Annotated in this window: 24 protein-coding genes; 16 read left to right on the top strand and 8 right to left on the bottom strand. The window is 66.7% G+C overall.

Translation table 11 applies throughout. The features are described from left to right. The first annotated feature begins 162 nt into the window (after window positions 1-162). Entirely contained in the window at window positions 163-1,089 is a 927-nt protein-coding gene (locus AC13GF_RS06555) for an ABC transporter six-transmembrane domain-containing protein (RefSeq protein ID WP_483003974.1), read from the top strand. 59 nt (window positions 1,090-1,148) lie between these two features. On the opposite strand, the gene AC13GF_RS06560 is transcribed toward AC13GF_RS06555, so the two are convergent. Beyond that, window positions 1,149-1,763: a TetR/AcrR family transcriptional regulator gene (locus tag AC13GF_RS06560; RefSeq protein ID WP_483004291.1), complete on the bottom strand. Its 615-nt coding sequence runs from the start codon at window positions 1,761-1,763 to the stop codon at window positions 1,149-1,151. A 169-nt stretch (window positions 1,764-1,932) separates the two neighbouring features. Here AC13GF_RS06560 and AC13GF_RS06565 point away from each other — a divergent pair, with 169 nt between their 5' ends. From AC13GF_RS06565 to AC13GF_RS06585, 5 genes are all read left to right on the top strand, one after another. Beyond that, window positions 1,933-2,769: a siderophore-interacting protein gene (locus AC13GF_RS06565; RefSeq protein ID WP_483003975.1), complete on the top strand. Its 837-nt coding sequence runs from the start codon at window positions 1,933-1,935 to the stop codon at window positions 2,767-2,769. 192 nt (window positions 2,770-2,961) lie between these two features. After that, window positions 2,962-5,139, top strand: coding sequence for a TonB-dependent receptor (locus AC13GF_RS06570; protein WP_483003977.1), 2,178 nt, complete (start codon window positions 2,962-2,964; stop codon window positions 5,137-5,139). A gap of 52 nt (window positions 5,140-5,191) precedes the next feature. Beyond that, window positions 5,192-5,491 (top strand): DUF3649 domain-containing protein, encoded by a 300-nt coding sequence (locus AC13GF_RS06575; RefSeq protein WP_483003979.1) that lies wholly within the window; start codon window positions 5,192-5,194, stop codon window positions 5,489-5,491. Continuing rightward, entirely contained in the window at window positions 5,488-7,098 is a 1,611-nt protein-coding gene (locus AC13GF_RS06580; RefSeq protein ID WP_483003981.1) for a PepSY-associated TM helix domain-containing protein, read from the top strand. Before AC13GF_RS06575 ends, AC13GF_RS06580 begins: the two co-directional genes overlap by 4 nt. After that, window positions 7,095-7,373 (top strand): DUF3325 domain-containing protein, encoded by a 279-nt coding sequence (locus tag AC13GF_RS06585; protein ID WP_483003983.1) that lies wholly within the window; start codon window positions 7,095-7,097, stop codon window positions 7,371-7,373. Before AC13GF_RS06580 ends, AC13GF_RS06585 begins: the two co-directional genes overlap by 4 nt. Window positions 7,374-7,425: 52 nt before the next feature. On the opposite strand, the gene AC13GF_RS06590 is transcribed toward AC13GF_RS06585, so the two are convergent. The 3 genes from AC13GF_RS06590 to AC13GF_RS06600 form a co-directional block, all read right to left on the bottom strand. Further along, window positions 7,426-8,103: an alanyl-tRNA editing protein gene (locus AC13GF_RS06590; RefSeq protein WP_483003985.1), complete on the bottom strand. Its 678-nt coding sequence runs from the start codon at window positions 8,101-8,103 to the stop codon at window positions 7,426-7,428. 211 nt (window positions 8,104-8,314) lie between these two features. Next, on the bottom strand, window positions 8,315-9,427 hold the full coding sequence (locus AC13GF_RS06595; RefSeq protein ID WP_483003987.1) for a DNA glycosylase AlkZ-like family protein: 1,113 nt from the start codon (window positions 9,425-9,427) through the stop codon (window positions 8,315-8,317). A 53-nt stretch (window positions 9,428-9,480) separates the two neighbouring features. Beyond that, window positions 9,481-10,065, bottom strand: coding sequence for a TetR/AcrR family transcriptional regulator (locus AC13GF_RS06600; RefSeq protein ID WP_483003989.1), 585 nt, complete (start codon window positions 10,063-10,065; stop codon window positions 9,481-9,483). Between the two features lie 229 nt (window positions 10,066-10,294). Between AC13GF_RS06600 and AC13GF_RS06605 the strand changes: the two genes are divergently transcribed. Beyond that, complete coding sequence (locus tag AC13GF_RS06605) at window positions 10,295-12,490, top strand: TonB-dependent receptor (protein ID WP_483003990.1); 2,196 nt, start codon at window positions 10,295-10,297, stop codon at window positions 12,488-12,490. 120 nt (window positions 12,491-12,610) lie between these two features. On the opposite strand, the gene AC13GF_RS06610 is transcribed toward AC13GF_RS06605, so the two are convergent. Together AC13GF_RS06610 and AC13GF_RS06615 are read right to left on the bottom strand one after the other, a co-directional pair. Further along, complete coding sequence (locus AC13GF_RS06610; RefSeq protein WP_483003991.1) at window positions 12,611-12,967, bottom strand: hypothetical protein; 357 nt, start codon at window positions 12,965-12,967, stop codon at window positions 12,611-12,613. Window positions 12,968-13,430: 463 nt separating this feature from the next. Then, on the bottom strand, window positions 13,431-14,096 hold the full coding sequence (locus AC13GF_RS06615) for a TraX family protein (RefSeq protein ID WP_483003993.1): 666 nt from the start codon (window positions 14,094-14,096) through the stop codon (window positions 13,431-13,433). Window positions 14,097-14,210: 114 nt separating this feature from the next. Here AC13GF_RS06615 and pip point away from each other — a divergent pair, with 114 nt between their 5' ends. From pip to AC13GF_RS06650, 7 genes are all read left to right on the top strand, one after another. After that, a complete protein-coding gene (gene pip / locus AC13GF_RS06620; protein ID WP_483003994.1) occupies window positions 14,211-15,158 on the top strand; it encodes a prolyl aminopeptidase in 948 nt (315 codons plus the stop codon). A gap of 208 nt (window positions 15,159-15,366) precedes the next feature. Beyond that, the gene (locus AC13GF_RS06625; protein WP_483003995.1) at window positions 15,367-15,678 is read left to right on the top strand and encodes an EF-hand domain-containing protein; all 312 of its coding nucleotides are present in this window, start codon (window positions 15,367-15,369) and stop codon (window positions 15,676-15,678) included. Window positions 15,679-15,971: 293 nt separating this feature from the next. After that, on the top strand, window positions 15,972-16,271 hold the full coding sequence (locus AC13GF_RS06630; RefSeq protein ID WP_483003996.1) for a hypothetical protein: 300 nt from the start codon (window positions 15,972-15,974) through the stop codon (window positions 16,269-16,271). 63 nt (window positions 16,272-16,334) lie between these two features. Further along, entirely contained in the window at window positions 16,335-19,094 is a 2,760-nt protein-coding gene (gene mgtA, locus AC13GF_RS06635; RefSeq protein WP_483003997.1) for a magnesium-translocating P-type ATPase, read from the top strand. Window positions 19,095-19,125: 31 nt separating this feature from the next. Then, complete coding sequence (locus tag AC13GF_RS06640) at window positions 19,126-19,863, top strand: MgtC/SapB family protein (RefSeq protein WP_483003998.1); 738 nt, start codon at window positions 19,126-19,128, stop codon at window positions 19,861-19,863. Between the two features lie 295 nt (window positions 19,864-20,158). Next, window positions 20,159-21,214: a sensor histidine kinase gene (locus AC13GF_RS06645; RefSeq protein ID WP_483004000.1), complete on the top strand. Its 1,056-nt coding sequence runs from the start codon at window positions 20,159-20,161 to the stop codon at window positions 21,212-21,214. Beyond that, window positions 21,207-21,848, top strand: a complete 642-nt coding sequence (locus tag AC13GF_RS06650; protein WP_483004002.1) for a response regulator transcription factor — start codon at window positions 21,207-21,209, stop codon at window positions 21,846-21,848. The genes AC13GF_RS06645 and AC13GF_RS06650 overlap by 8 nt, the downstream gene beginning before the upstream one ends. A 13-nt stretch (window positions 21,849-21,861) precedes the next feature. On the opposite strand, the gene AC13GF_RS06655 is transcribed toward AC13GF_RS06650, so the two are convergent. Both AC13GF_RS06655 and AC13GF_RS06660 read right to left on the bottom strand, forming a co-directional pair. Then, window positions 21,862-22,254, bottom strand: coding sequence for a DUF3224 domain-containing protein (locus AC13GF_RS06655; protein ID WP_483004004.1), 393 nt, complete (start codon window positions 22,252-22,254; stop codon window positions 21,862-21,864). Between the two features lie 33 nt (window positions 22,255-22,287). Next, complete coding sequence (locus AC13GF_RS06660; RefSeq protein ID WP_049450824.1) at window positions 22,288-22,722, bottom strand: EamA family transporter; 435 nt, start codon at window positions 22,720-22,722, stop codon at window positions 22,288-22,290. Between the two features lie 302 nt (window positions 22,723-23,024). Here AC13GF_RS06660 and AC13GF_RS06665 point away from each other — a divergent pair, with 302 nt between their 5' ends. Both AC13GF_RS06665 and AC13GF_RS06670 read left to right on the top strand, forming a co-directional pair. After that, entirely contained in the window at window positions 23,025-24,221 is a 1,197-nt protein-coding gene (locus AC13GF_RS06665; RefSeq protein ID WP_483004006.1) for a cell surface protein, read from the top strand. A 13-nt stretch (window positions 24,222-24,234) separates the two neighbouring features. Further along, window positions 24,235-25,722, top strand: a complete 1,488-nt coding sequence (locus AC13GF_RS06670; protein WP_483004008.1) for a DUF6384 family protein — start codon at window positions 24,235-24,237, stop codon at window positions 25,720-25,722. Window positions 25,723-25,734 lie beyond the last annotated feature (12 nt).

Here is a 25,734-nt window from a genome sequence, read left to right on the forward strand (position 1 = left end):
GCTCTCCTTGGCGGGCATCGGCGTCGCTGAACGGCGCCGGCTTCTCCACGCAATCTCCATCGTCCCTCCATGCCCGCTCCAAAGGGCTGCAGATACTGGGCACGACCCGGGAGATGGCAGGCATCCGTCCCCTGCCCTGTCCCCGACCCACCCAGGCATCCCATGAAACACCCCCACGATCCAGCGGCCGCCGCCGGCAGCATCGGCCAGCAGAATGCGGCCGCCACCCTGAAGGCCATCCTGCGCACCTACCCCTGGCAGCTCACCGGCACGTTCTCGCTGGTCGCACTGGAGAACGCGCTGCTGCTGGCCTATCCGCTGTTCGCCGGCTTCGCGGTGGACGCGATCATCCGCGGCGACATCGGCCATGCCATCTCCTACGCCGGCGTGGTGCTCCTGTTCTGGTTGGTCGGTGCCGCCCGCCGTGCGGTCGATACCCGAACGTTCACCCGCATCTATGCCGATCTGGCGGTGAACGTGGTGCAGGCGCAGCGCCGTTTGGGCCAGGCCACCTCCACTTCGGCGGCCCGCGTCGTGCTGGCCCGCGAGTTCGTCGACTTCTTCGAAAAGCACGTGCCGATCATCGCCACCGCCCTGGTATCCATGTTCGGTGCAGCAGTCATGCTGCTCGCAATTGAACCGCTGGTCGGTGGAGCCGCTCTCCTCGCGCTGTTCGGTGCTCTCCTGCTGCTGCCGTCGTTCGCGCGTCGCAACGAGCAGTTGCATGGGCGCCTCAACAACCGCCTGGAACAGGAAATCCGCCTGGTGGATCGGGTCAGTCCCTCGGTGCTGCGCCGTCACTACACCACGCTGTCGCGCCTGCGCATCCTGCTGTCCGATCGCGAAGCCGGCGCCGTGCTGGCGGTTGGCGCGACGGCAGCAGCCCTGTTCGCACTGACCATCGGCCGCCTTGCCACCACCGATGGCGTTACCCCCGGTCACGTCTATGCGGTGATGACCTATCTGTGGACGTTCGCCGGCAGCCTGGATGATGCACCGTCGATGGTGGATCAGCTTGCGCGGCTGAAGGACATCGGCCGTCGAGTCAGCCCCGGGATGGATGACGCGGAGCACAAGGACGCCGCTTGACCGGTAAACGCCCACCTTGGTGGGCAACGATGTATCGCGGCGCCAACCAAGGTGGGCGACTACCTCGCGGCGACGGGACGCCCGCACATCGCCAAAGCACCGATGATCAATGCCTGCATGCTGCGGTTGAACTCGGCCTCCTGTGCTTTCCGATCCAGCGGTCGGCGCGTGGTGTCCGCCACGGCGTGCCGCGAGTACACGGTATCGGCCAATGCCACGGCGTGATAGGCCACGGTCGACAACAACCACGCGGCCTGTTCCAGCGGCAGGCCATGCACGCGACTGAACTCGGCATGGTGGCGCTGGATGCGTGCCAGCATCTCCGGGGTCTTCGCGCCGTGGCTGACCAGGAACGGTGCCAGACCAGGATTCTCGTCCACGAGCATCCGCAATGAACGCTGGAACGCGCACAGATCCTCCTCGATGCTGCGGCGCCCAGTGGCATCCAGCGCAGGTGCCTGCCAACGCTCGAAGATCGCTTCAGCCACCAGCTCGCGCAGCGCCGCCAGATTCGCCACATGCTTGTACAGCGCGATGTGGCTGACCCCCAGCGCTGCTGCCACGCCCACGAAGCTCAGCCTCGGCAACGTCATCGCAATGCCAGCGTCGGCAATGCGCTCGCGGGTGATGCTGGGCGGGCGCCCACGGGCAACGGTCTTCTTCGGTGCAGCCATGCTGTTGCGGTTCCTGCGCGGCGCGCTGGCAAGGCCTGTCATGGTGGTCTGCGGCAACGCAATGGTCAACGCGCTGCATACGCCTCCAGCAGGCCCGGGTTGCGGGTCGATCAATTTAGTTTACTATGATGTAACTAATTAGCATTCGCAGCCCTCTGGATCGTTGTCGATGTCCGCGCCTACCCTTTCCACCACCCCGGCCGGGCCACTGCGCGGCGCCGACCACGACCGTGGCCTGCAGGCGCTGCGCGTCCACGTGGTTGGCGTCACGCAGCCCTGCATCAGCCTGCTTCGGCTGGTCGTACAGTTGCCGCCACAGGCTGAGCAGGCCCCCTGGCAGCGCGCCAACACCGCCGTGCGCATCCAGCTGGGTACCGCGTTTGCCGATGTGTCACGGATCTACACCGTGCGCAGCGTCGATACGGCCACCCGCCAGTTCACCCTGGACGTGGTCCTGCATGAGGCACCGGGGCCGATGCTGGCCTGGGTCCATGCTCTGCAGCCCGGCGACGCCTTCGATCTCACCGGTCCGCGCCCGCATCTGCAGGTGCCGCATCGCGAGGGTGCCGTCGCCCTGCTGTTCGCCGATCAGAGCGCCATCCCTGCACTTTTCGCCTTGCTGCAGCAGTGGCCCAGCGGCCTTCGCGCGCAGGCCTGGATCGCTTCGGATGACCCCTTCCCGGTAGACGAACTGCCCGTCGTCGAGGGCGTCTGCCTGCATCGCCTCGCCACCGGTGACGCGCCCTTGCTGCAGCAGGCGCGCCAATTGCACCCGGAACCCTGCTGCACGGTCTGGGCGGCGGGCGAGCGCGAGGAAATGCGCGCCCTGCGCCGCCACTTCATCGACACGGTCGGTCTGCCGCGCACCGACGTCGCCGTTGCCGGCTACTGGAAGCGTGGCGAGACCACCAGCGAAACCGACCAGCGACGCCGCCGCAACTACGAGCGCGTGCTGGCGCGTGGCGGCGGACTGCAGGACCTCGACGACCTCGCCGACGACATCTGATCCACCTCGCAACACCCGCACCCGCGTCCGCTCCACCCAGCCACAGATCGCCGAAGCACCTCGCGTGCAGCCTGCCCCAGCGGTAGTGCCGTGCCCTCTGCCAGCCATTCCACAGCCCGCGTCGTCCTGCCCGTGCAGGTCATCGACGGCGCCGTGCTGGCCGATCGCACGACCCATCACACGAGAACTGCCATGTCCCTCCCCCTTCGAGCCCTGCCCCTCCCACGCCGCTCCGCGCTGTCCCTGGCCGCACGTGCCGCGTTGCTGCCCACCCTGCTGATCGCCGCCGCCGCCCATGCCGACGACGCGCCCGACGGTGCCCGCCAGTTGCCCACGGTCAACGTGCGCGCCGACAAGACCGCGCCTACCGATGCCTATGCCGGCGGGCAGGTCGCCCGCGGCGGTGGCGTCGGCCTGCTCGGCGAGCTCGACTTCATGGACACCCCGTTCAACACCACGCGCTACACCGCCGGATTCATCGAGAACATCCAGGCACCGGATCTGGTACGGGTGATCGCGCTGACCGACCCCAGCGTCTACAGCAGTGGCTCCAGCGGCGGCATCACCGATTACTTCAACATCCGCGGCTTCAGCGTCGCCTCGTCGGATATCGGATTCGGCGGCCTCTACGGTCTGATCCCCTACTACCGCGTCACCCCCGAACTGGCCGAGAGCATTGAAGTGCTCAAGGGGCCATCGGCACTGCTCAACGGCATGCCTCCGGGTGGCTCGGTGGGCGGTGCGGTGAACCTGGTGCCCAAGCGCGCAGGTGATACACCGTTGACCCGCTTCACGACCAGCTACAGCAGCGATGCGCAGTTCGGCGGTCATCTGGATGTGGGCCGGCGCTTCGGCGCGCAACAGCAGTTCGGTGTGCGCCTCAATGCCATGCATCGCGATGGCGACACCGCCACCGACCACCAGCAGCACAAGACGCAGCTGGCGTCGCTGGGCCTGGACTGGCGGGGTGAACGCTCGCAGGTCTCGCTGGACCTGTTCAGCAGCCGTGACCATGTGGATGGCCTCAATCGTGGCGTTTCGCTGGCACCCGGCCTGGCCGTGCCCCGCCCGCCGAAGGCCAGCACCCTGTTCGCACCGGATTGGACCTTCAGCAACGTCAAGGACTCGGCCGCCGCGCTGCGCTGGTCGTTCGACATCAATGACCACCTGCAGGCGCATGCCAGCTACGGCCACGGCCATACCGATTTCGACTCCATCGCCAGTGCCACCACGCTGATCACCAACACCGCCGGCGATTTCCGCAACAACTTCGCCCACCAGCGCTTCATCTACAGCAAGGACACCGCCGAAGCCGGCCTCTCGGCGCGCTTCCGCACCGGCGCGGTCGATCACGCACTGGCGATCAGTGCCGCCTGGTACCAGCACGACCAGAAGTTCGGCTTCAAGCGCAATCTGCTGGCCCGCGACTGGGTGACCAACCTGTACGACCCACAGTGGGGCCCGGCCATTGATCGCAGCTTCAGCGATGCGTCACTGCCGAAGACTGCGGAAGTGCGTACCACCAGCTTCGGCATCGCCGACACGCTGTCCTTCATCGACGACCGCGTGCAGCTGACCGTGGGCATCCGCCACCAGACCGTGCTCAGCGACACCTTCGACGGCAGCACCGGCAAGCGCACCGCACGCTACGACGCCAGCGCCAACACCCCGGCCGGTGCACTGCTGTTCAAGGCCAGCGATCGCCTTTCGCTGTACGCCAACTACATTGAAGGCCTGAGCCAGGGCAGCACCGCCCCGGCCACCGCCGCCAACGCGGGCGACGTGTTCCCGCCGTACAAGACGCGCCAGCGCGAGGTGGGTGCCAAGTTCGACTTCGGCCGCCTGGCCAGCGCATTGAGCGTGTACGAGATCGAAAAGCCGAGCTCCTATACCGACCCGGCCACCAATGTGTTCTCGTTCGGCGGCCAGCAGCGCAACCGCGGCGTGGAATGGACCGTGTTCGGCCAGGCCACCGAACAGCTGCGCGTGCTGGGCGGCATCGGCTGGCTGCAGCCGAAGCTGACCCGCACCCAGGGCGGCATCAACGAAGGCCGGCTGGCCACGGCCACCCCGCAATGGCAAGGCAAGCTGGGCGTCGAATGGGACGTGCCAACCGTGGCCGGCCTCACCCTCACCGGTAACGCGGTCAGCCTGTCCAAGGGCTACATCAATGCAGACAACAGCCAGTGGGTGGCAGGCCGCACCGTGTTCGATCTCGGTGCCCGCTATGCAACGCAGGCAGGCGGCCATCCGCTGGTACTGCGCGCCATCGTGCAGAACGTGACCAACAAGGCGTACTGGGCGGGCAGCCTCGGCTCCGGCCTGGGCACGCCGCGCACCGCCCTGCTGTCGGCCACCGTCGACTTCTGATCCTCGTTTCAAGGGCACCACGCCATGTCGCGTGGTGCCCTGGAGAAGTGCCTTGACCGTTTCCCGTACCGCTTCCGTGCTGGCCTGGCTGCCCTTGGTCGCACGCATCATCGCCGCGTTGTTCGGCGGCTATGTGCTGGCCGCGCTGTGCAGCATCGCCGCGCTGGCGCTGCCCATTGATGGCCGCCAGGCCGTGTTCACCGGCATGCTGGCCAGCTTCCTGCTGTATGCCGGCGCTGTGGTCTGGGTGTTCGCGGTGCGCTCGGCGTGGCGCGCATGGATCGGCCTGATCGTGATCGCCCTGCCACTGTGGCTGATCGCGCAATCGGTCGGCCAGGGAGCGGGCGCATGAGCAAGGCCGATCGCACTTCGAAGCCACGCGGGATCCGCCAGACCATGTCCGACCTGCATATCTGGGTCGGCCTGCTCGCAGGCTGGATTCTGTACGCGATGTTCCTCACCGGCACCGCCAGCTATTTCCGCGACGAGCTCTCGCGCTACACACGCCCTGAAATCGCCACGCCCTCCGCGTTGCCGGAGGCGGCGAGGGTCGCGCAGCGCACGGTCTCCAGCATCATTGCCGAGACACCGGCAGCCAGCCAGATCAACCTGAGCCTGCCAAGTACGCGCATGCCCTGGGTGTCGGCGATGTGGGCCAGCCCGGGTGGGCGCGGCCGACATGGCTTCGATTCTGGCCTGCTCGATGCCAGCACGGGTGCGCCCTTGCAGGCGCGGGATACCGGCGGTGGCGACTTCTTCTATGCGTTCCATTTCAATCTGCACTACATGCCAGCCATGTGGGGTCGCTGGATCGTCGGCGTCTGCGCGATGTTCATGCTGGTGGCCATCGTCAGCGGCGTGATCACCCACAAGAAGATCTTCGCCGACTTCTTCACCTTCCGCTGGGGCAAGGGCCAGCGCTCGTGGCTGGATGGTCACGCGGCGCTGTCGGTACTCGGCCTGCCCTTCCATTTCATGATCACCTGGAGTGGCCTGGTGATGCTGGCGGTGCTGTACATGCCGTGGGGACTGGCCAAACTGCCGGACAAGCGCCAGCAGGCCGAGGTGGTCAGCGAGATGCGGCTGTTCCTGCCGCCGCAGAAGGCCGCCGGTCACGCCGCTCCACTAACTGACATCGGCGCACTGGTGCGACAGGCCGAACAGCGCTGGGGAACCGGCACGGTAGGCAGCGTGCAGGTGCAGAACCCGGGCGACGAGAACGCACGCGTGGCGGTGGTGCGCGCGCAGTCCAGCCGCGTTTCGACCACGCCGAACTACCTGCTGTTCGATGGCAGCGGCGGGCAGCTGCTGCAGATCAAGGAGCACTCGGGCGTCGCCGCTGATACCCAGGGCGTGCTGTACGGCCTGCATCTGGGGCGCTTTGCCGACGCCACGCTGCGCTGGCTGTACTTCATCGTCAGCCTCGCGGGCACCGCCATGGTCGGCACCGGACTGGTGCTGTGGACCGTGAAGCGCCGTACCCAGCTGCCCGACCCGCAACGGCCCTACTTCGGCTTCCGGTTGGTGGAGCGGCTCAACATCGCTACGGTTGCTGGCCTGTCGGTGGCGATGGCGGCCTATCTGTGGGCGAACCGCCTGCTGCCCGCCGGCATGGACGGGCGCGCGGCGTGGGAGGTGCATGTGTTCTTCCTGGCGTGGGTGGCGATGTTCGCTCATGCCACGTTGCGCACACCCAAGCGTGCGTGGATCGAACAGTTCGTGCTGGGGGCGATGATGCTTGCGCTGCTGCCTTTGCTGACGGCGATGACGACGGCACATCCGTTGTGGCGCACCTTGGCCGCAGGTGATTGGGCCTTTGCCGGTACCGACCTGACCCTGCTGGCATTGGCCGTCCTGCATGCAGTGCTGGCGTGGCGCACCTGGAAGCACGCACCGAAGGTGAAGCGCGCACGCGCGCCTGCTGCAACACGCACGGCCGTACCGGAGGCCAGCGCATGATTCACGTCATTCTGTTCGTGTTGTCTCTGGCCGCGTTCACCTGCCTGGCACTGGCAATGGAACGCCATCAGCGGGACATGCTGCATCGCGTGTTGAGCCTTGCTACGACGCAGCAGCTGCGCGCGGTCGGATGGGCGCTGCTGGTATTCAGCACCGTGTTCGCGATGCGCGGGTTGGGCGTAGGTTTTGGCCTGGCAGCGCTGTCCGGTCACACCAGCGTCGCCGCCGGGGTGGTGGTGTTGGCGATGGTGGCGCATGGGCGGCTGAATCGGTAGCTGCCCACCTTGGCGGGCACCAACACCGTGCGGTGGCGACCAAGGTTGGCGGCTACCCGGGCGACGTACCGCACGATGGCGGCAACGGCCGGGCGTCCAGGGTGATCTCGATGCGCTCCACTCCCTTGCCCTGGTTCTTCCGTTTCAGCGAGAGCGTACCGATCTCCCCGGTACGGCGTGGATGGGTGCCGCCACACCCCATCTGCGCGAAGCCTTCCACCTTCCAGAAACGGCGGTGGTTGGCCTCGTCGCAGAACGCGGTGATGATCGGCAGGTCGGCCGCAACCAGTGCTGCGGACTGGGCCTGCAGCGCATCAAACAGCACCGAAATGCTGCCTTCCCGCGCGAAATCGATGCGGGCCTTGGCGGGCCCGATATGCGCACCCACCTTGTCGATGCCCGGCTCCAGCGCATACATCAGCTGCAGGATCATTTCCGCCGCGAAATGGTGGCGCATCAAGCCGTAGCGGCGCATGCCATCAATCTCGACCGAGACCGCATCGCCTACCCCCAGGCCATGCCCCTCTGACAATCGATAGGCGATGTCCAGTCCATCCTTGCGCGCTTCCAGCACCGGATGGCCGCCGATGGAGCCGGCGTCGCTTTCCTGGCCGCCGGAGAACGCGAAGAAGATGGTCTCGTCCAACCGGATCTCATCACCCAAGGCAGCGCCGACCCGCGCCTCATGGCGCAGCCGATAGGGATCGTCCCAGAATGCCTTGATCGTCATCGTGACCTCCAATCCATGGACGCTAGCACGGTACAGGCGCACGAACGCATTGGCTGGAGCGCGAATGCCCGTGCGTGATGATCAACATGGCGGCAAACCATCGGCGGCTTCAGCTCTGGTAGCTGCCCACCTTGGTGGGCACCGGTGCAAGCCAGCGCCAACCAAGGTTGGCGGCTACCGGGATCGATAGATACCCATGCGCCGCTTAGCGCTACAGGAACTCCGCCATGCGCTGCAGCTCGTCGTCCAGCGCGCCACGAAATACCTTGTCGCGAGCCAGCGACTTGCCGGCATAACCCACGTTCGACACCAACTCACCGTCGCGCACGCTGAGATTGGCCCAGCCCACCACCTGGTCGTGCCACAGCACCGGCAGCGCGTAGTAGCCGTATTGGCGCTTCGGTGCAGGCGTGTAGGCCTCGAACTTGTACACCCATCCCCACAACAGCTCGAAGCGGCGGCGGTCCCACACCACCGGATCGAACGGCGCCAGCAGGCGCACCTGTTCGTCCGGTGCATGGCGGCGCGAATGCGGGTTCTCGTCTGCCGGCCAGTACCAGGTGGTGCCCTCCAACGTGCAGCGGGCCAGTTGTTGCTTGGCCAACGCCAATGCCTGCCGGGTCTGCTCGGCCAGATGTGGAGCGCCATAGCCCAGCAGGCGCACCAGATAGGTCAGGCTGGCCGAGGGCAGCGGTGCGTACTTGCGCACCACCAGATCGACCAGGGCAGCGGCGCGCTCGATCTGCGCCTGTTCGCTGGAATCGGGCTCGGCATGATCGGCCACGGCGTAGATGCGCGTGCCGCTATCGCGCCGCTGCACCCGCAACAGGCCGCGGTAGTGCATGCCATCCAGTAGATGCGTGCTGGCGTTGCTGGTGCCGCCCCAGTAGTTGGTCACCCGCCCATGCGCGAACGCCTGGTCGACCTCGCGTGGGTGCACGCTGCCGCGCTCGCGAACGAAGGCCAGCACGTCGGCCGCGCGCCGATGGGTCTCGGCGTCCCACTCGCGCTTGGACACGCGCGGGTGCATCAGTGCCAGATGCTCACGCGGCAGGAAGCCGTAATTCACCAGGCAATCCTCTTCCACCGGCAGACGCGTGTAGCGCCGCTCAAGATCGCCTGCGCGGTAGTCCTTCACCCGGTGGCGCAGGGTCAGGTCCTGCGCACGAGCGGGTGCCCGGATCGGGTCGGCCTGCACGAAGCCCAGCCGTCGTATCGCGGTCAGCAGCGTGGTCGGCTTGAACAGGGTGCGCGCCACCGCGTAGCGACGAAGGTCATCGAGAGTAGGCGTGGCAGGCATGGCCGCATTGTAGATCCACGCCATGCGTAGATGGGGCCGTGGCGAACCGTGCAACGGCATCCACGCATGGCGTGGATCTACCGAAGCGCCGATACCTCCAGCGAACCGATCACCAGCGCCCGCATGCCCTGCTTGAACTCGGTGATCACCTGCCCTTCTTCATCGTCCGCAATCGCGTAGATCGTGTCGGCGCCGGCTATGCAGTAGAAGGCGATCGTGGCCAGCAGCCAGCGTGCCTTGTCCACCGGCAGGCCGAACACCTCGGCCACGTGCGCCTGGTGCGAGGCGATCTTTTCCAGCATCGGCGCGGTCGCCACCGTGCGCCGCAGCAGATACGGCGGCAGCCCGGGGTGTGCCTTCACCACTTCGCACAGTGACTCCACGAACCCCATCAGGTAGGCCTCCAGCCCACCCGCTGCATCGACCGACGCGCGCGGAATCTGCCAGCGCTGGAACACCGCCTCCGCCACCAGGCGCTTCAACGCCTCAAGGTTGGCCACGCGCTTGTACAGCGCCGCCTGGGTCACCGCCAGTTCGGCGGCCACGTTGGCCATGGTCAGGTTGGGCAGGCCCAGGCGGATGCCGATGTCGGCCAAGCGCTCCGGGGTGATGGTGGGCGGGCGGCCACGGGTCGGCGCCGTTGGATCGGGGTGCGTGCTCATACCCTGCTGAGGGTGCCAGCAAAGGGACCCTCTTGTCCGCTTCGATTGATTTAGTTTAATTTACTCAACTAATTCGGAATGCGTCCAGCACGCTGCCCGTAGCCGAGCCCATGGCTCACCTCCCGCCAGGTCCCCACCCAGCCAACAACCCTGCGCAGCGCCCTCTCCCCGTGCTCGCCGTCGGCAGCGCGCCAGGCGCGCTCGCGCCTGCGATTCACAGGACTCTGGCATGACCGTTTACAACTTCACTTCTGCACAGCATCGTGCTGCCGTCGCATCCTCCGGCCTGATACACCCGCCGGGCATGGCCCGGCGCTACCGGATGTCAGCCCTCGCGCTGGGGCTGCTGGCCTCGTTTGCCGCGCTGGCCGACACCGCACCGTCCACCCTGCCCTCGGTGCAGGTGCAGGAACAGCGCCGGGTCACTGCGGACTATGCGGGCGGGCAAGTGGCCGCCGGCAGCCGCGTCGGCCTGCTCGGCGACAAGGACTTCATGGACACGCCGTTCAGCACGGTCAGCTACACCGAGTCGTTCATCCGCGACCGCCAGGCCAAGGACCTGACCGACGTCATCGCCGCCACCGACCCCACGGTGTTCAGCAATGGCGTCACCGGTTCGTGGAGCGAGAACTACGCGATCCGCGGCTTCGCCTCCAACACCAGCGACACCACCTTCAATGGCCTCAGCGGCATGGCGCCGTACTACCGCACTTCCCCGGAGATGTTCGAACGCATCGAGGTGCTGAAGGGTCCCTCCGCGCTGCTCAACGGCATGCCGCCGGGCGGTTCGGTTGGTGGCAGCGTCAACCTGGTCCCCAAGCGTGCCGGCGATCAACCGCTGCTGCGCGTCAGTGCCAACTTTGCCTCCGATGCGCAGTTCGGCACCCATGTGGATATGGGCCGTCGCCTGGGCGCCGACAAGCAGTTCGGCATCCGCTTCAACGGCGCGTACCGTGACGGAGATGGCGCCGTGGGCAAGCAGAGCAAGAAGGTACAGCTCGGTTCGCTGGCATTGGACTGGCGCGGCGAACGTGCGCGGCTGTCGGCCGATCTGTACAGCGCCGATGACCGCGTGGACGGCCCCGCGCGTGGCGTCGGCCTGGCACCGGGCGTCGCCATTCCGCGGCCGCCACGCGGCGATACGCTGATCAACCCGGACTGGGCCGACGTGGACAGCCAGGACAAGGGCGCGATGCTGCGCGGCGAACTGGACATCAACGACAGCCTGATGGCTTACCTGGCCTACGGCACCAGCAAGACCGACTACCGCTACAACGGTTCGATCAGCGCGCAGATCCTCAATCCGGCCGGCGACTTCAGCACGGTGATCGGCCAGCTCGCCTTCGATATCAAGAAGCAATCCGCAGATGCCGGCCTGCGCGGCTCGTTCCAAACCGGCAGCGTCGGCCACCAGTGGGCCGCCAACGTAACCCACTACCAGCACACCCAGAACGACTACGGCCGCCGCAGCGTACCGGGCTGGGACTGGACCACCAATCTGTATAACCCGGTATGGGGCCCGGCGGCACCGTTCGTCGCGCCGCATATTTCGCATACCGAACTGAAGCTGGACAGCCTCGGTTTCGCCGACACCCTCGCCTTCGCCGATGACCGCGTGCAGTTGACGCTGGGCGTGCGGCGCCAGCAGGTGGTCAGTGAGACCTTCAATGTCGCCAGTGGTGCGCGCACCTCGCGCTACGACGAGAGCGCCACAACGCCGGCCGCGGCCCTGCTGGTGAAGGCCACCGACACGGTCTCCCTCTATACCAACTACATCGAAGGCCTCAGCCAGGGCGCCACCGCGCCGATGACCGCTGCCAATGCCGGTGATGTGTTCGCACCGTTCCGTACCAAGCAGAAGGAGCTGGGCCTGAAGCTGGACCTGGGCAGCTTCGCGCACACCTTGAGCGTGTACGAGATCAAGCGACCGAGCAGCTACACCGACCCGATCACGAATATCTTCTCGTTTGGCGGCGAACAACGTAACCGTGGCGTGGAATGGGGCTTCTTCGGTGCGCCGCTGGATGGCGTGCGTTTGCTGGGTGGCGTGGCCTACGTGCAACCAAAGCTGACCCGCACGGCAGGCGGTGTGAATGAGGGGCGTATCGCCACTGCCGTAGCGCAACGGCAGGCCAAGCTGGGTGTGGAATGGGATGTGCCGACCTTGCAGGGCCTCACCCTGACCGGCAATGCCACGGCGATGTCGAAGCAGTACATCAGTGCCGACAACAGCCTGTCTGTGCCGGGGCGCACGTTGTTCGATGTGGGGGCGCGCTACAGCACCACCGTGGCGGGTCGACCGCTTGCGCTGCGGGCCAGCGTGAACAACCTGACCAACAAGGCGTACTGGGGCATGCCGTTGTTGTCGAGCCTGGCGCTGGGTGCTCCGAGGACGGTGCTGGTGTCGGCCACGATGGATTTCTGAGCACACGTGGAGCCCCTGTAGAGCCGAGCCACGCTCGGCTCCCTTCGCCCGCTGAGTCGAGCATGGCTCGACTCTACAAAGGAGCCCTCCGGCCATACACGCATGGCGTGGATCTACGTTTCATTCCGGGTGCAGGCAATAGATGGCATGGCTGGTCAACGCCAATGCAGCCAGCTTCAGCCCTTCCATCACGCGATCGCCCACGTACTGGTCCGGGCCGCAATTCTGACGGGCGCGCTCGGCCGCCAGCAGGATTTCCTGCGCGATGCGCAGCCCGGCCAGTGCACCATCAGCATCAGCCAACGCCAGGCAACGGCCCGGTAGCTGATGGCGCTCGGGCCAAGGCTGGCCGTCGGCGGCAGCGCCCAGCCCGATGCGATGCAGCAGGGTCATCAGGCTGTTGGGGTCGAATGGAATGCCGTACCCTTCATCGGCATTGGCCGGGGCGTGCTGATGGGGGAACTCCGATGCGTTCATGGCAGGTCTCCGTGCAAGGCATGCGGGACCACCGCCCTTAACAATCAAGGCGGCGGACGGTACGTGGCTGGAAATCCCGTGAGTCAGTGCTATACCCGGGCGGTGGGCTTGCGCCCACCTCCACGCACCGCCCGCCATGGAACGCGGACGGAATGCCAGCCGACGCCGCGCAAGGCGACGCCGGCTGGCAAGCGTAAACAGCACTTACTCAACGGGGTTTCCAGGCCCCGGCCACCCATATCCGGTGGCAACCCATCATGTGCACAACGGGGTGGCAGGCGCCAACAACCCAAGTGCAATGACAGCGGCGTTCACGCAATGGCAGCATTGTCGCATATCGACAATCGCGCCGAAAATTCAATAACTTGCACCATGCCGATGGCGGCATGCTTCACCCGCATCGGCACCGCGCATTCCTTGACCGCATCCGGCATTCAGGACATGCCACATGCCAGTTCCGACATTACGCAAGCAGATGGGCAACCAATGCCAGCACCGCCAGATGCCCCACGTAGTACCCATAGAACGCCCAGCGCCAGCGCGGCAGTTGCCACGGCACCCGTGTCGCCAGCGCGACCACCGGAACAGCCAGCAGTGCCCAGCCGTTGTGGTTGGCCCAGCACACCGCTGCAAGCGCGACCAGCAGCAGCCACCACGTCCGATGCCGGAACGCGATCCAGGCCAGCAGCACGGAGCCAACACCGGCCCACTGGTAGTCCACCAACATCGGCAGCACGCCGGCAGCCAGCAACAGCAGCACCGGCCGATTGTTCGCCAGCGCATGCACGGCCACCGCCGCCACAGAGAAGGTGAGCAGGATGTTGAGCGGCAGCCAGGAACCGAACGCGAGTGCGTGCAATGGCTGCGCGATCAGCCCCCATAGCGCGAGCCGGCGTATCGATTTGCGCAGGACGGCTCCGGGCTGGGCCAGGTTGCAGGCCATCACCAGCGCGAACAGCGGGAACGCGATACGCCCCAGTTCGCTGACCACCGGCACGTAGCCGCCGAAGACCACCTTGGCCACATGATCGCCGGTCATGGCCAGCAGTGCGACCCACTTCAACAGCTCGCGCGCGCCGCTGCCGAGAGTGAGGTTGAAGGTGGACGTCCCGGTCGTGGTCGCTTGCATCGCGGAAGCTTATGCGCATCGGCCAGCCCATTTCCAGCGCCGCGCAGGAGCCCGCCGCTGCAGGCGGCAGGCGCCGGCGCTATGCTGGCCGCCCCTGCTTGTGAGACGCTTGCCATGCGTACCCTGTACCCCGCCATCGAGCCCTATCGCGAGTTCACCCTGCCGGTGAGCGATCTGCATACCCTGCACATCGAAGAGTGCGGCACGCCAGAGGGCATTCCGGTGGTGTACCTGCATGGCGGCCCTGGCGCCGGCATCTCACCGACCCATCGCCGCTTCTTCGACCCGGCGCGCTACCGCATCGTGCTGATCGACCAGCGCGGCAGCGGCCGCTCCACGCCGTTCGGCGAACTGCGCGACAACACCACGCAGGACCTGGTGGCCGACATCGAGAAGGTGCGTGAGCACCTGGGCATCGAGCGCTGGCTGGTCTATGGCGGCTCCTGGGGTTCGACCCTGTCACTGGCCTACGCGCAGGCACATCCCGAGCGCGCCACCGGCTTGATCGTGCGTGGCGTGTTCCTCGGCCGCGAAATGGAGAACCGCTGGTTCGCCGAGGCCCATGGTGGTGCGCGCTGGATCTTCCCGGAGCGCTGGGACCGCTATGAGGCCTACATTCCGCACGCCGAACGTGGCGACATGATTGCGGCCTACTGGACGCGCATGGATGGCCCGGATGAAGCGACCCGCATCGAAGCCGCGCAGGCCTGGCTGGGCTGGGAAGACAACGCCGCCACCCTGCAGCACGACGTGGATGCCGAATCCACCGATGATCCGCTGGATACGCTGGCGAAGGCCCGTATTGAAGCGCACTACTTCCGCAACGGCATCTTCCTGGAACCCGACCAGCTGCTGCGCGATATCGATCGCATCCGCCACCTCCCGGGTGTGATCGTGCAGGGGCGCTACGACATCATCTGCCCGGCGCGCAGCGCGTGGGACCTGGCCAAGGCCTGGCCGGAAGCGCGGCTGGAGATGGTGACCTCCGGCCACAGCGCCAACGAGCCGGCCACGGTCGATGCGCTGGTCCGGGCCACGGACGCCTTTGCCGACCGCTTTTGAGCAGATGGGTAGTGCCGGCTGCTGGCCGGCATCCCACCGTTCGACGGTAGAGTCGACTCTGCGCAATCGCCGCTGCGCAGCCCGGTGAATGGCGGCCCACCGGCAGCGGTCCATGGGCCTCATTCTTCGCAGCCCGCTTACAGCCCCGCGCCGAAGATCCGGCCGTGGCCACCGCACCGGTGGTTCGCCCTTTCCCCAGGAGCACGCCATGACCGGTTACCGCTGCCTTCCCATCGCTCTCTCGCTGTGTGCGGGCATGCTGCTGGGCGCCTGTTCCAAGACCCAGGAGGCCAGCAAGGCAACGGCCGCCGAGGACGTGACCGAAGTAAGGCTCATCCCTGCCTACGAATCGCTGGACAAGGACAAGGACAAGGACAAGGACGGCATCGTCACGCTGGCCGAGGTGGATGCCGTGGCACCGGACTGGGCCGAACGACTGCACGCCTGCGACACAGACCGCAACAAGACGCTGAGCCGTGGCGAGTACGACGTGTGCAAGCAGACCAGCGCTTCGCATTGATCCATCACTGAACCCTCGATTGGCGCTACGGGTACCCGGCTATACCAAGGTATAGCCGGGCTAACCCACGAGCCTCTAGGCCTGCCCCATTCAGGGGCGGACAATAGCGCCACTGGCCAGGGCAACCCTGGCCGGCACCCTCCCCTCATGGAGACGCAGATGGACCCCGACCCTGCCGGGCGCACCGCGCCCCGGATGACCGCTTGTTGCCCGTTCCTGGCGCCTGCCCGCCGGTCCCTGCCTGCCTGAGTGACGGGGGGCCGCCAGGCGCCGTTTGCCTGGAGAGCACCCCCATGTCCTACAAGATCCTCTACATCACCCTGCGCCGCCTGATCGGCGAGCGCGATGTCGCCGCCCTGCGCAGCCAGCTGCTGCAGCACGGCCCGGTCATGTTCGCCCGTTCGCTGTCGCTCGGTTCCCCACGCGTGGTGGCCGACGCGCTGTCGCTGCTGCCAATCAGCGAGCGCATCAATGTGCTGCGCCACCTGCCCTATCCCCTGCGCGATGCGATGAAGCCGCTGTGCATCGGCGGAAGCAAGCGGCTGCGCATGCAGCCGTGGTCGCCGACAGTGCTGGCGATGCGCCACGCCTGACCTGTTCCAACCGTTCCGTTCGTGTTCCGGCCGCGGCCGGCTCTGACATTCGAGGAGAGTCCCATGAGCCTGCTCAACGCCTGGTTCAACGCCTTCCTGCGCAGCCGTCGCGCAGGCAACCTGTTCCGCCGCCGTGCGATGCCCGAAGCCGGATTTGGCCCGGGCAGCGCCGAAGCAGCGCCGTTCGCGCTCACCACCGGCCTGGTCACCCTCGCCCAGCAGGACGAAGCCGAACTGCTGGCCACGCTGGAATCGCATGCCGATGGCCTCAGCCCGCACGAGGCCGAGGAACGGCTGGCCACGCTCGGCCCCAACGAGGTAGATCACGAAAAGCCGCTGCCCTGGTGGCGCCATCTGTGGCAGTGCTACCGCAATCCGTTCAACCTGCTGCTGACCGTGCTGGCGGCGGTGTCCTGGCTGACCGAGGACATCAAGGCCACCGTGGTGATCGCTGCGATGGTGCTGCTGTCCACGCTGATCCGCTTCGTGCAGGAAGGCCGCTCAAACCGTGCCGCCGAACGGCTGAAGGCGCTGGTCGGTAATACCGCACGCGTGCTGCGCCGCAATCCGGGTACCGAGGCCGCCGATGTGGCCGACCAGTACTTCGGTGCGCACCTGCACAGCCGCCGCCCGGCACGCCTGCTCGACCTGCCGATCCGCGAACTGGTGCCCGGCGACCACATCGTGCTGTCGGCCGGCGACATGATTCCGGCCGACTGCCGCGTGCTGACCGCCAAGGACCTGTTCGTGGCGCAGGCTGCGATGACCGGCGAATCGCTGCCGGTGGAAAAGTTCGCGCACCCCGGCGATGGCCTGGCAGGCCTGCTGGAACAACACAACCTGCTGTTCATGGGCACCAATGTGGTGTCCGGCACGGCCACGGCTGTTGTGCTGGCCACCGGCAACCGCACCTACTTCGGCACGCTGGCCCAGCGCAGCACCGCCACCGACCGTGCACCGACCGCATTCCAGGCTGGCGTCAACAGTGTCAGCTGGCTGCTGATCCGCTTCGCGCTGGTGATGGTGCCGTTCGTGCTGCTGATCAACGGCTGGACCAAGGGTGACTGGACCGAGGCGTTCCTGTTCGCGCTGTCGGTGGCGGTGGGCCTGACGCCGGAGATGCTGCCGATGATCGTCACCTCCACCCTGGCCAAGGGTGCGGTACTGCTGTCGCGGCGCAAGGTGATCGTCAAGCGTCTGGATGCGATCCAGAACTTCGGCGCGATGGAAGTGCTGTGCACCGACAAGACCGGCACCCTCACCCAGGACAAGATCGCGCTGGAGCGTCACACCGATGTGTTCGGTCACGATTCGGAAGACGTGCTGAAGTTCGCTTACCTCAACAGCCACTTCCAGACCGGGCTGATCAACCTGCTGGACCGCGCGGTGCTGGAGCACGTGGAGCTGCAGAGTTCGCTGCGGCTGTCGCAGGACTATCACAAGGTCGATGAGATCCCGTTCGATTTCGAGCGCCGCCGCATGTCGGTGGTGGTCTCCGAGCGCGAGGACCACCATGAGCTGATCTGCAAGGGCGCGGTGGAAGAGATGCTGGCGGTGTGCAGCACCGTGCGCGAGAACGGCCAGGACATGCCGCTGGACGAGCGCCGCCTGGCCCGCGTGCGGCAGACCACCGAGGAACTGAACGAACAGGGCCTGCGCGTGGTGGCGGTGGCGATGAAGGAGACCGCCGCCAGCCAGACCGTCTACTCGCAGGCCGACGAGTGCGGCCTGACCCTGGTCGGCTACGTGGCCTTCCTGGACCCGCCGAAGGAATCGGCAGCGCAGGCGCTGCAGGCGCTGGCCGCGCATGGCGTGGAGGTCAAGGTCTTCACCGGCGACAACGAGCTGGTGACCGCCCGTGTCTGCGCACAGGTGGGGCTGGACGCCGACACCATCCTGACCGGCCCACAGATCGAGCGCATGGATGACGGCGCGCTGTCGCGGGCGCTGCACCACCACCGCGTGTTCGCCCGGCTGACGCCGCTGCACAAGGAGCGCCTGGTGCGCGAGCTGCGCGCGCAGGGCAAGGTTGTCGGCTTCCTCGGCGACGGCATCAACGATGCACCGGCGCTGCGTGCGGCCGATATCGGCATCAGCGTGGACAGCGCGGTGGACATCGCCAAGGAGGCCGCCGACATCATCCTTCTTGAAAAGAACCTGATGGTGCTGGAGGAAGGCGTCATCCAGGGCCGGCGCACGTTCAACAACATGTTGAAGTACATCCGTATGACCGCCAGCTCCAACTTCGGCAACGTGTTCTCGGTGCTGGTGGCCTCGGCCTTCCTGCCGTTCCTGCCGATGCTGCCGCTGCAGCTGCTGGTGCAGAACCTGCTGTACGACATCTCGCAGATCGCCATCCCGTTCGACAACGTGGACGAGGAGCTGGTGCGCAAGCCACTGAAGTGGAACCCGGCGGACATCGGCCGCTTCATGGTGTTCTTCGGGCCGATCAGCTCGATCTTCGACCTGACCTGCTTCGCGCTGATGTGGTACGTGTTCGATGCACGCACGCCGGCCGACCAGGGCCTGTTCCAGTCCGGCTGGTTCGTGGTCGGCCTGCTGACCCAGACCTTGATCGTGCACATGATCCGCACGCCGAAGGTGCCGTTCCTGCAGAGCATCGCGGCTCCGCCACTGCTGCTGATGACCGGCCTGATCATGGCAATCGGCGTGGCCCTGCCGATGAGCCCGCTGGCCGGCTACTTCAAGCTGCAGGCGCTGCCGGCCGGCTACTGGCCGTTCCTGGTGGCGATCCTGTTCGGCTATGCGGTGCTGACCACTGCGCTGAAGCGGTTCTACATCCGTCGTTACGGCTGGCAGTAAGCGCCCGCCGCTTTGTCCAGGGAGAAACACAATGGACATCAATCCGAACCTGCCGGCGTTCAACGCCGGCGCCACGCTCAGCTCGCTGATCAGCCTGTCGGTGGCGTTCGTGCTGGGCACGGTCATCGGCCTGGAGCGGCAACTGCGGCAACGCACTGCCGGCCTGCGCACCAACACGCTGGTGGCGGTGGGTGCGGCAGTGTTCGTCGATCTGGCGGTGCGCTTCCATGACCTGTACGGCGGCCCACCGTCACCGCTGCATGTGGTTGCGTATGTGATCTCCGGCGTCGGCTTCCTCGGTGCCGGCGCGATCATGAAGGACGGCGCCCAGGTGTCCGGCCTGAACACCGCCGCCACCCTGTGGGGATCGGCGGCGGTGGGTGCGTGTGCCGGTATCAAGCTGCTGCCGGAGGCGGTACTGGCGGCTGTATTCGTGCTGGCCACCAACACCCTGCTGCGGCCGGTGGTGAACCGCATCCAGCGGCAGCCGCTGCCGGAAGCGTTCAGCGAGGCGACCTATGCGATCAACGTGGTCTGCCAGCGCGAACAGCAGGCCGAGGTGCTGGACCAGCTGTTGCTGCTGCTCGAGCAGGCGCAGTACCCGGTGCGCGCGGTGGACCAGCGCCCGTTTGGCGAGCGCGACGTGGAGATCGAAGCGGTGCTGTATGCCACCACCGTCGATGCCGGCGAACTGGATGCGGTACTGGCCACGCTGGCGACCACACCCGGTGTCCTGCAGGGGTTCTGGAACGCCAGCCTGGAGGAGTAGTGCCAGCCGCTGGCCGGCAACACCGTGCTCCGCTTTGATAGGTGCCGACCGTTGGTCGGCACAGAACCTTCAGAGACCGTGTCCATCCCTGCGGTAGTGCCGGCCGCTGGCCGGCAACCTCATGAACCCCGGCAACACCGTGCAGTTGCCGGCCAGCGGCCGGCACTACCAGGCATCGTTTTGGCTTGTGCCGACCAACGGTCGGCACCCGCCCCACGAGAGCACGCCGACCAAGGTCAGCATCCACCAATGCCGGCTTTGCTATCCTTTCCGCCCACGCCAGGGAGCTGTCCCGATGCCATCGCTGTCGCCTCGCCGCCCGCTGGTGTTGCTGGCCCTGATCATCGTGATGGCGGCGATCTTCCTGATCGACACCGTCACCGATTACGCGGTTGCCGCTGCCTGCTTCTACGCCGCGGTCATCCTCGCCGCGTCGCGCGTGCTGGGCGCGCGTGGGCTCATCACCCTGGCCATCGCCTGCTTCGCACTGACCGGGCTGAGCTTCTTCCTGACCCGCTTCGGCACCTACCGCATCGGCCTGGTCAATTCGGTCATCGGCATGCTGGTGATCGGCATCACCACCTACCTCGCCCTGAACATGGAAGCGGCCAAGGCCGCCGTGCAGGAAGCGCAGGGCCGCCTGCTGCGGGTGGCGCGCGCCTCCACCGTGGGCGAGCTGACCACCTCCATCGCGCATGAAGTGAATCAACCGCTGGCGGCCATCGCCAGCAGCGCCGAAGCCTGCCAGCGCTGGCTGGCACAGGACCCGCCGAACGTGGACAAGGCCCGGCAGACCGTGGCCCGCATCCTGGCCGACGCGCACCGCGCCGGTGACGTAATCGCCCGCATCCGCGGCCTGACCCAGGGCGCGGCACCGGAACGACGCGCCTTCGACCTGAACCAGGCGGTGGAGGAAATGCTGGCGCTGTCGCGCAGCGAGCTGGACCAGCACGGCGTGGCCGTGGCGCTGCTGCTGGACGCCGACCTGCCGCCGGTGCAGGCCGACCGCGTGCAGATTCAGCAGGTGATCGGCAACCTGATCCTCAATGCGGTGGACGCAATGGAAGCGGTGCCCACTGCCGACCGTCGCCTGTCACTGCTGACCCGGCGTGACGGTGCGCGGGTCAGCCTCAGCGTCCGCGACCGTGGTGTCGGCCTGCCCGCCGATCATCCCGAGCGCGTCTTCGATGCCTTCTGGACCACCAAATCACACGGGCTGGGGCTGGGCCTCAGCCTGAGCCGTTCGATGATCGAAGCCAACGACGGCCAGATCCGCGCCGAACGACCGGCAGGCGGCGGTGCCTGCTTCATGTTCGATCTGCCCATTGCCACGGACGTTCAACATGCGTAAGCCCGCTGCCCCTGCCATCGATCCAGCACCCATCGTCTACGTGATCGACGACGATCCGTCGGTGCGCGCCGCACTGGAGGACCTGCTGGCCTCGATGGGCCTGCAGGTGCGGGCCTTCGCCTCCACCCAGGCGTTCCTCGAACACGACCTGGAAGATGCGCCGGCCTGCCTGGTGCTGGACGTACGCATGCCCGGCCAGAGTGGGCTGGAGTTCCATCGCACGATGGGCAGCCACGGCCTGCAGCTGCCGGTGGTGTTCATCACCGGCCACGGCGATATTGCGATGGGCGTCAACGCGATCAAGGACGGCGCCATCGAGTTCCTGACCAAACCCTTCCGCGACCAGGAACTGCTGGACGCCATCCACAAGGGCATCGAGATCGACCGCCAGCGCCGCCGCGACGGCGAGGCACTCGGCGCTCTGCAGCTGCGTTGGGACACCCTCAATGCCGGCGAACGCGAGGTGGTCGACGGCGTGGTACGCGGCCGGCTCAACAAGCAGATCGCCGGTGACCTCGGCGTCAGCGAGATCACGGTGAAGGTGCGCCGCGCGCAGGTGATGCGCAAGATGGGCGCGCGCACCCTGGTCGATCTGGTGCGGATGTATGATCGCTTGCAGGCGGGCAGCGCTTGAACCCGCAAGCCGCCTATTCCGGCTCCGGCAGCGCGTAGACCAACCGGTAGTCGTGGCGGCCTTCACTGATGGTGATCTCCAGTGTGCCGCTCAGACCGAGCAGTTCTTCACTGCCCGAATCGGGTACCACCACCACGCTCAGCAACGGCGTGCCACGGGTCATCAACCCGTTGTGCTGCAAGGTGAAAGCACCCTGGCGCCCCGCCAGCGTGGCCGTTACCCGTTCCATCGCCACGTAACCCGCCGAGCCCTGCACCGGGCTGCGGAAGGCCAGCATCTGGCCGACACTGCTGCCCTGCAGGTCACCATGGAAGACCTTGTCGATCGACATCACCCCGATCGGGCCGTCGTTGCCACTGATCGGCAGCAGGTTCACTTCAAAGGTTCCGCGCGCTTCGCCCTGCATCCTGCTCTCCCTCGTCGATGGGTTTGAACGCTGCTACTTCCTCGTCGCCAGTACGATCACCCCGGCCAGCACCAGGCCGATGCCGCTCCATTCCCGCAGGGTCGGACGTTCGCCCAGCAGCAGGTAGGCCAGCACGATCACCAGCACCACACTGAATTTGTCGACCACTGCGACCTTGGCCAGCTCACCACTCTGCAGCGCGCGGAAGTAGAACAGCCACGAAGCGCCGGTGGCCAATGCCGACAGCACCAGGAACAGCTGGGTGCGGCCCGGCAGCAGCAACGGATTGGACCATTTGCCGGTGATCACCACCAGCGGCAGGATCACCGCGGCCACCACCAGGGTGCGGATCGCCATGGCCAGGTCCGAGTCGACGCCCTTGACCCCAACCTTGGCGAACAGCGCGGTCAGCGCTGCGAACACGGCAGACAATCCGGCCCAGATCAACCACTGCGGTATGTTCTGCACGAAGCCCTCGCTGGCCGGAACGGATGAGCGAGCGCCAACGCTACTCCACCCTGCCATCGGTGGGGCTTCACCTGCCCATCACCACCGCTACAATGGGCCAGGAATCGCCAGGGGGCGATCTGCAGGGAAAGCGCCATGCTTGAACAGGACACCACCCTTGCCCATACCGGGCCCGCGGTCCTTGACCGGGCCAGCCTGCCGTGCGCCGCACGGCGGCCGCTCCCCTTCCCCTTCGTTTCGCAGCAACCTGCCCGTTCCACGCAGCAGGTTCCTCATCGCTTGCCCTGACCGGAGCCGTCGAAATGTCCGAGAACACCCTCCTTGCCACGCCGGCTGCTACCGCGCCGATCAAGTATCTCGACCGCGCCATGGCCACGTTGCGCAGCCTGGGCCTGGCCGCCCCCCAGGACAACAACGCGCCGGCTATCGCGCTGGTGTCGCAGCTGTCTACCCTCGACCAGGGCCGCGTGGTGGCCATTGCCCGCGTGCTGCAGCAGTCCGGCCATTTCAATGCCGTGATGCGTGATGAAATCAGCTCGGCAAAGGTGTCTGACCGCTATACCGAGATCATCCGCGCCTTCGACAGCATCCGTGACGATGCCAGCACCATGGTCGAGCAGGTCCGCGATGGCAAGATCGACATGGGCGAGCGCCTGCAGAACCTGTGGATGAAGGTCACCCGCGGTGACATCCCGAGCCGGTTCGAGAAGATCCGCCGTACGTTCCTGGAAGTCAGCCGCGATTCGGCCGAGCAGCTGCAGCGCGAGTCGCGCGTGCTGGAGATGTACGGCGACTTCCGCCTGTCGATCAAGGATGCCGAGATCCAGGCACATGAACTGCTGAAGCTGCAGGAGCAGGCGCTGGCCGATGCACGCGAGGCACTGAAGCAGGCGCAGCAGCGCGTGGAGTCGGCCGACCCGGCCGCCGATGCCGCCGACACCGGTCGCCTGGTCATGGCCCGCGACGAGGCCCTGCGCAACAACCAGGCCGAGGAATCACGCTACCAGCTGGCCAAGGACCTGGCCGAGAACCTGCAGGTGAACTACGCCACGTCCGAGGCGATCATGCTGCGCGTGCACCAGTCGCACGAGGTCAAGCGCCGCGTCAACGAGCGTTCGGTGGTGTTCTTCTCCACCAATGAAACCAGCTTCACCGCCTTGAACCTGGCGTTCACCACGCAGATGGGGCTGCATGAGTCCACGCAGGCGCTCAACGCGATGACCGAGGGCACCTCCAAGGGCCTGGAAGCGGTGGCCAACATTGGCGACGACGTGCTGCACGAGGGCCTGAAGGCGGGCTACGGCGCCACCATCGGCGTCGATTCGGTGCGCAAGCTGGTCGATGCGGTGGTGCGCTTCCAGGAGACCTCGCTGCAAGAGATCGAGCAGCTGCGCGGCCAGGCCACCCGCGACTCGGCGGAGATCGCCGAGTATGTCGAACAGGGCAAGCAGCGTTTCGCTGCCCTGCTGCAGACACCGCCGAGCCCGGAGTCGCGTTGAGGTGAGTGCGACGATGGCCCCTGCCGAGCTGCAGGATGCGCTGCTGACCATGGATGTGGTCGACCAGCTGCGTTACCGCAATGCCGAAATGAAGGCGCTGGCCGACAGCGGCCATGACAAGGCGACGCTGAAGCAGCGCCTGCTTGAACTGTACCGCTCGCAGGGCATCGAGGTCTCCGACGAGATCCTCGAGGCCGGCATCGCGGCCCAGCGTGAGCAGCGTTACCTCTACGTCGCGCCACGTGGCTGGAAGGCGTGGCTGGCCCGGCGTTGGATCGATCGCAGCCGGCTGCTGAAGTGGGCGCTGATCGTGGCCCTGGTGCTGCTGATGCTTGGTGTTCTGCTGGCGATGGCGCGCAGCTTCGGCGCGTTCGTGCACGAGAGCAACGTGCAGAAGAACGTACAGGTGCTGAACGACAAGGTGGCCGCGCAGCAACAGGCGGCTGCTGCAGCGCGCGCCCTGCTGGCCGCACAGGTACAGGCCCTGCAGGGGTTGCTGCCACGTGCCACCGCCAGCGGTGAGCGCCTGCAGCCGCTGACCGAAGGCGCACAGGTCGCGCTGGCCGAAGCACAGCGCCGCTTCGCCGAGGTTCCCGCCGCACTGGCCGCACAGCCGACTCTTGTGCGCAAAGACAAGCTCACCCGGCTCAGCAGTGGTGGCACTGCCACCGGCGCGCAGGCGGCCGCGCAGGTTGAGCAGCACCGGCTGGCAACCGCGCAGCTGCTGGCGCAGGCCAGGGAAACCCTGCCCGCGCTCACCGAGCGGGTGAATACCCTCAGCCAGGCCATCGAGGCCAGCGAGCTGCTGGACACCACCAACGCCGCTGCAAAGGCCGCTCGCCTCGCGCCGGATGCAGAGCAGGTGCGCGCACGCGCCTACACCGGCGGCGACGTGGCACTGCGCGCAGGCGACATGGCCGCGGCCGGCCAGGCGGTAGCGACCCTGAAGGACCTGATCGGCAGCGCCGACAAGCTGGCCGCGCTCAACGAGCGGTTGGCCCAGCTCAAGACCGACGGCCTCGCCACCGGCGTCACCGGCGAAGACCGCAAGCGCTTCGAGCGTGCGCTGGAGCAGGCCGCCCGCCTGATCCGGATAGAGACGCTGGCCGAAGCCGGGCCGGCCGTGGACGAGGTCAGCGAGCTGGTGGGGCTGCTGTCGCAGACACTGGTCTACCGCATCGTCAACCGTGACGATGAACGCACCGGCGTCTGGCGCTACAACGAAAAGGCCAATGGTGGCCGCAACTACTACCTGGTGACCGAAGCGCTGGACGAGGCCGGCAACGCTGCCGAACTGCCGATCCGCAACGAGGAGACCGGCAAGGACGAACGGGTTTCTGTGTTTGCCGTACGTGTGCCCGAGGCCACCTACAACCGGGTTGCCGCCGACAAGCAGGACAACGGCATCATCGAAGACGACCAGATCGGCAGCAAGCCGCGCGGCAGCCTGTCGCCTCGGTTCCGCATGCCCACCACCGGCGGCTACATCACCCAATGGTGATGGGTAAGGAAC

The sequence above is a fragment of the Stenotrophomonas sp. 22LJNL06-5-1 genome (assembly GCF_056861455.1).

Bases quoted from the DNA above. Each gene is read 5' to 3' on its own strand.
- AC13GF_RS06610 (WP_483003991.1), bottom strand. From the start codon at position 12,967: ATGAACGCATCGGAGTTCCCCCATCAGCACGCCCCGGCCAATGCCGAT.
- AC13GF_RS06615 (WP_483003993.1), bottom strand. From the start codon at position 14,096: ATGCAAGCGACCACGACCGGGACGTCCACCTTCAACCTCACTCTCGGC.
- AC13GF_RS06585 (WP_483003983.1), top strand. From the start codon at position 7,095: ATGATTCACGTCATTCTGTTCGTGTTGTCTCTGGCCGCGTTCACCTGC.
- mgtA (WP_483003997.1), top strand. From the start codon at position 16,335: ATGAGCCTGCTCAACGCCTGGTTCAACGCCTTCCTGCGCAGCCGTCGC.
- AC13GF_RS06590 (WP_483003985.1), bottom strand. From the start codon at position 8,103: ATGACGATCAAGGCATTCTGGGACGATCCCTATCGGCTGCGCCATGAG.
- AC13GF_RS06570 (WP_483003977.1), top strand. From the start codon at position 2,962: ATGTCCCTCCCCCTTCGAGCCCTGCCCCTCCCACGCCGCTCCGCGCTG.
- AC13GF_RS06600 (WP_483003989.1), bottom strand. From the start codon at position 10,065: ATGAGCACGCACCCCGATCCAACGGCGCCGACCCGTGGCCGCCCGCCC.
- AC13GF_RS06630 (WP_483003996.1), top strand. From the start codon at position 15,972: ATGTCCTACAAGATCCTCTACATCACCCTGCGCCGCCTGATCGGCGAG.
- AC13GF_RS06665 (WP_483004006.1), top strand. From the start codon at position 23,025: ATGTCCGAGAACACCCTCCTTGCCACGCCGGCTGCTACCGCGCCGATC.
- AC13GF_RS06645 (WP_483004000.1), top strand. From the start codon at position 20,159: ATGCCATCGCTGTCGCCTCGCCGCCCGCTGGTGTTGCTGGCCCTGATC.
- AC13GF_RS06640 (WP_483003998.1), top strand. From the start codon at position 19,126: ATGGACATCAATCCGAACCTGCCGGCGTTCAACGCCGGCGCCACGCTC.
- AC13GF_RS06595 (WP_483003987.1), bottom strand. From the start codon at position 9,427: ATGGCGTGGATCTACAATGCGGCCATGCCTGCCACGCCTACTCTCGAT.
- AC13GF_RS06605 (WP_483003990.1), top strand. From the start codon at position 10,295: ATGACCGTTTACAACTTCACTTCTGCACAGCATCGTGCTGCCGTCGCA.
- AC13GF_RS06565 (WP_483003975.1), top strand. From the start codon at position 1,933: ATGTCCGCGCCTACCCTTTCCACCACCCCGGCCGGGCCACTGCGCGGC.
- AC13GF_RS06650 (WP_483004002.1), top strand. From the start codon at position 21,207: ATGCGTAAGCCCGCTGCCCCTGCCATCGATCCAGCACCCATCGTCTAC.
- AC13GF_RS06625 (WP_483003995.1), top strand. From the start codon at position 15,367: ATGACCGGTTACCGCTGCCTTCCCATCGCTCTCTCGCTGTGTGCGGGC.
- AC13GF_RS06655 (WP_483004004.1), bottom strand. From the start codon at position 22,254: ATGCAGGGCGAAGCGCGCGGAACCTTTGAAGTGAACCTGCTGCCGATC.
- AC13GF_RS06670 (WP_483004008.1), top strand. From the start codon at position 24,235: ATGGCCCCTGCCGAGCTGCAGGATGCGCTGCTGACCATGGATGTGGTC.
- pip (WP_483003994.1), top strand. From the start codon at position 14,211: ATGCGTACCCTGTACCCCGCCATCGAGCCCTATCGCGAGTTCACCCTG.
- AC13GF_RS06555 (WP_483003974.1), top strand. From the start codon at position 163: ATGAAACACCCCCACGATCCAGCGGCCGCCGCCGGCAGCATCGGCCAG.
- AC13GF_RS06560 (WP_483004291.1), bottom strand. From the start codon at position 1,763: ATGGCTGCACCGAAGAAGACCGTTGCCCGTGGGCGCCCGCCCAGCATC.
- AC13GF_RS06580 (WP_483003981.1), top strand. From the start codon at position 5,488: ATGAGCAAGGCCGATCGCACTTCGAAGCCACGCGGGATCCGCCAGACC.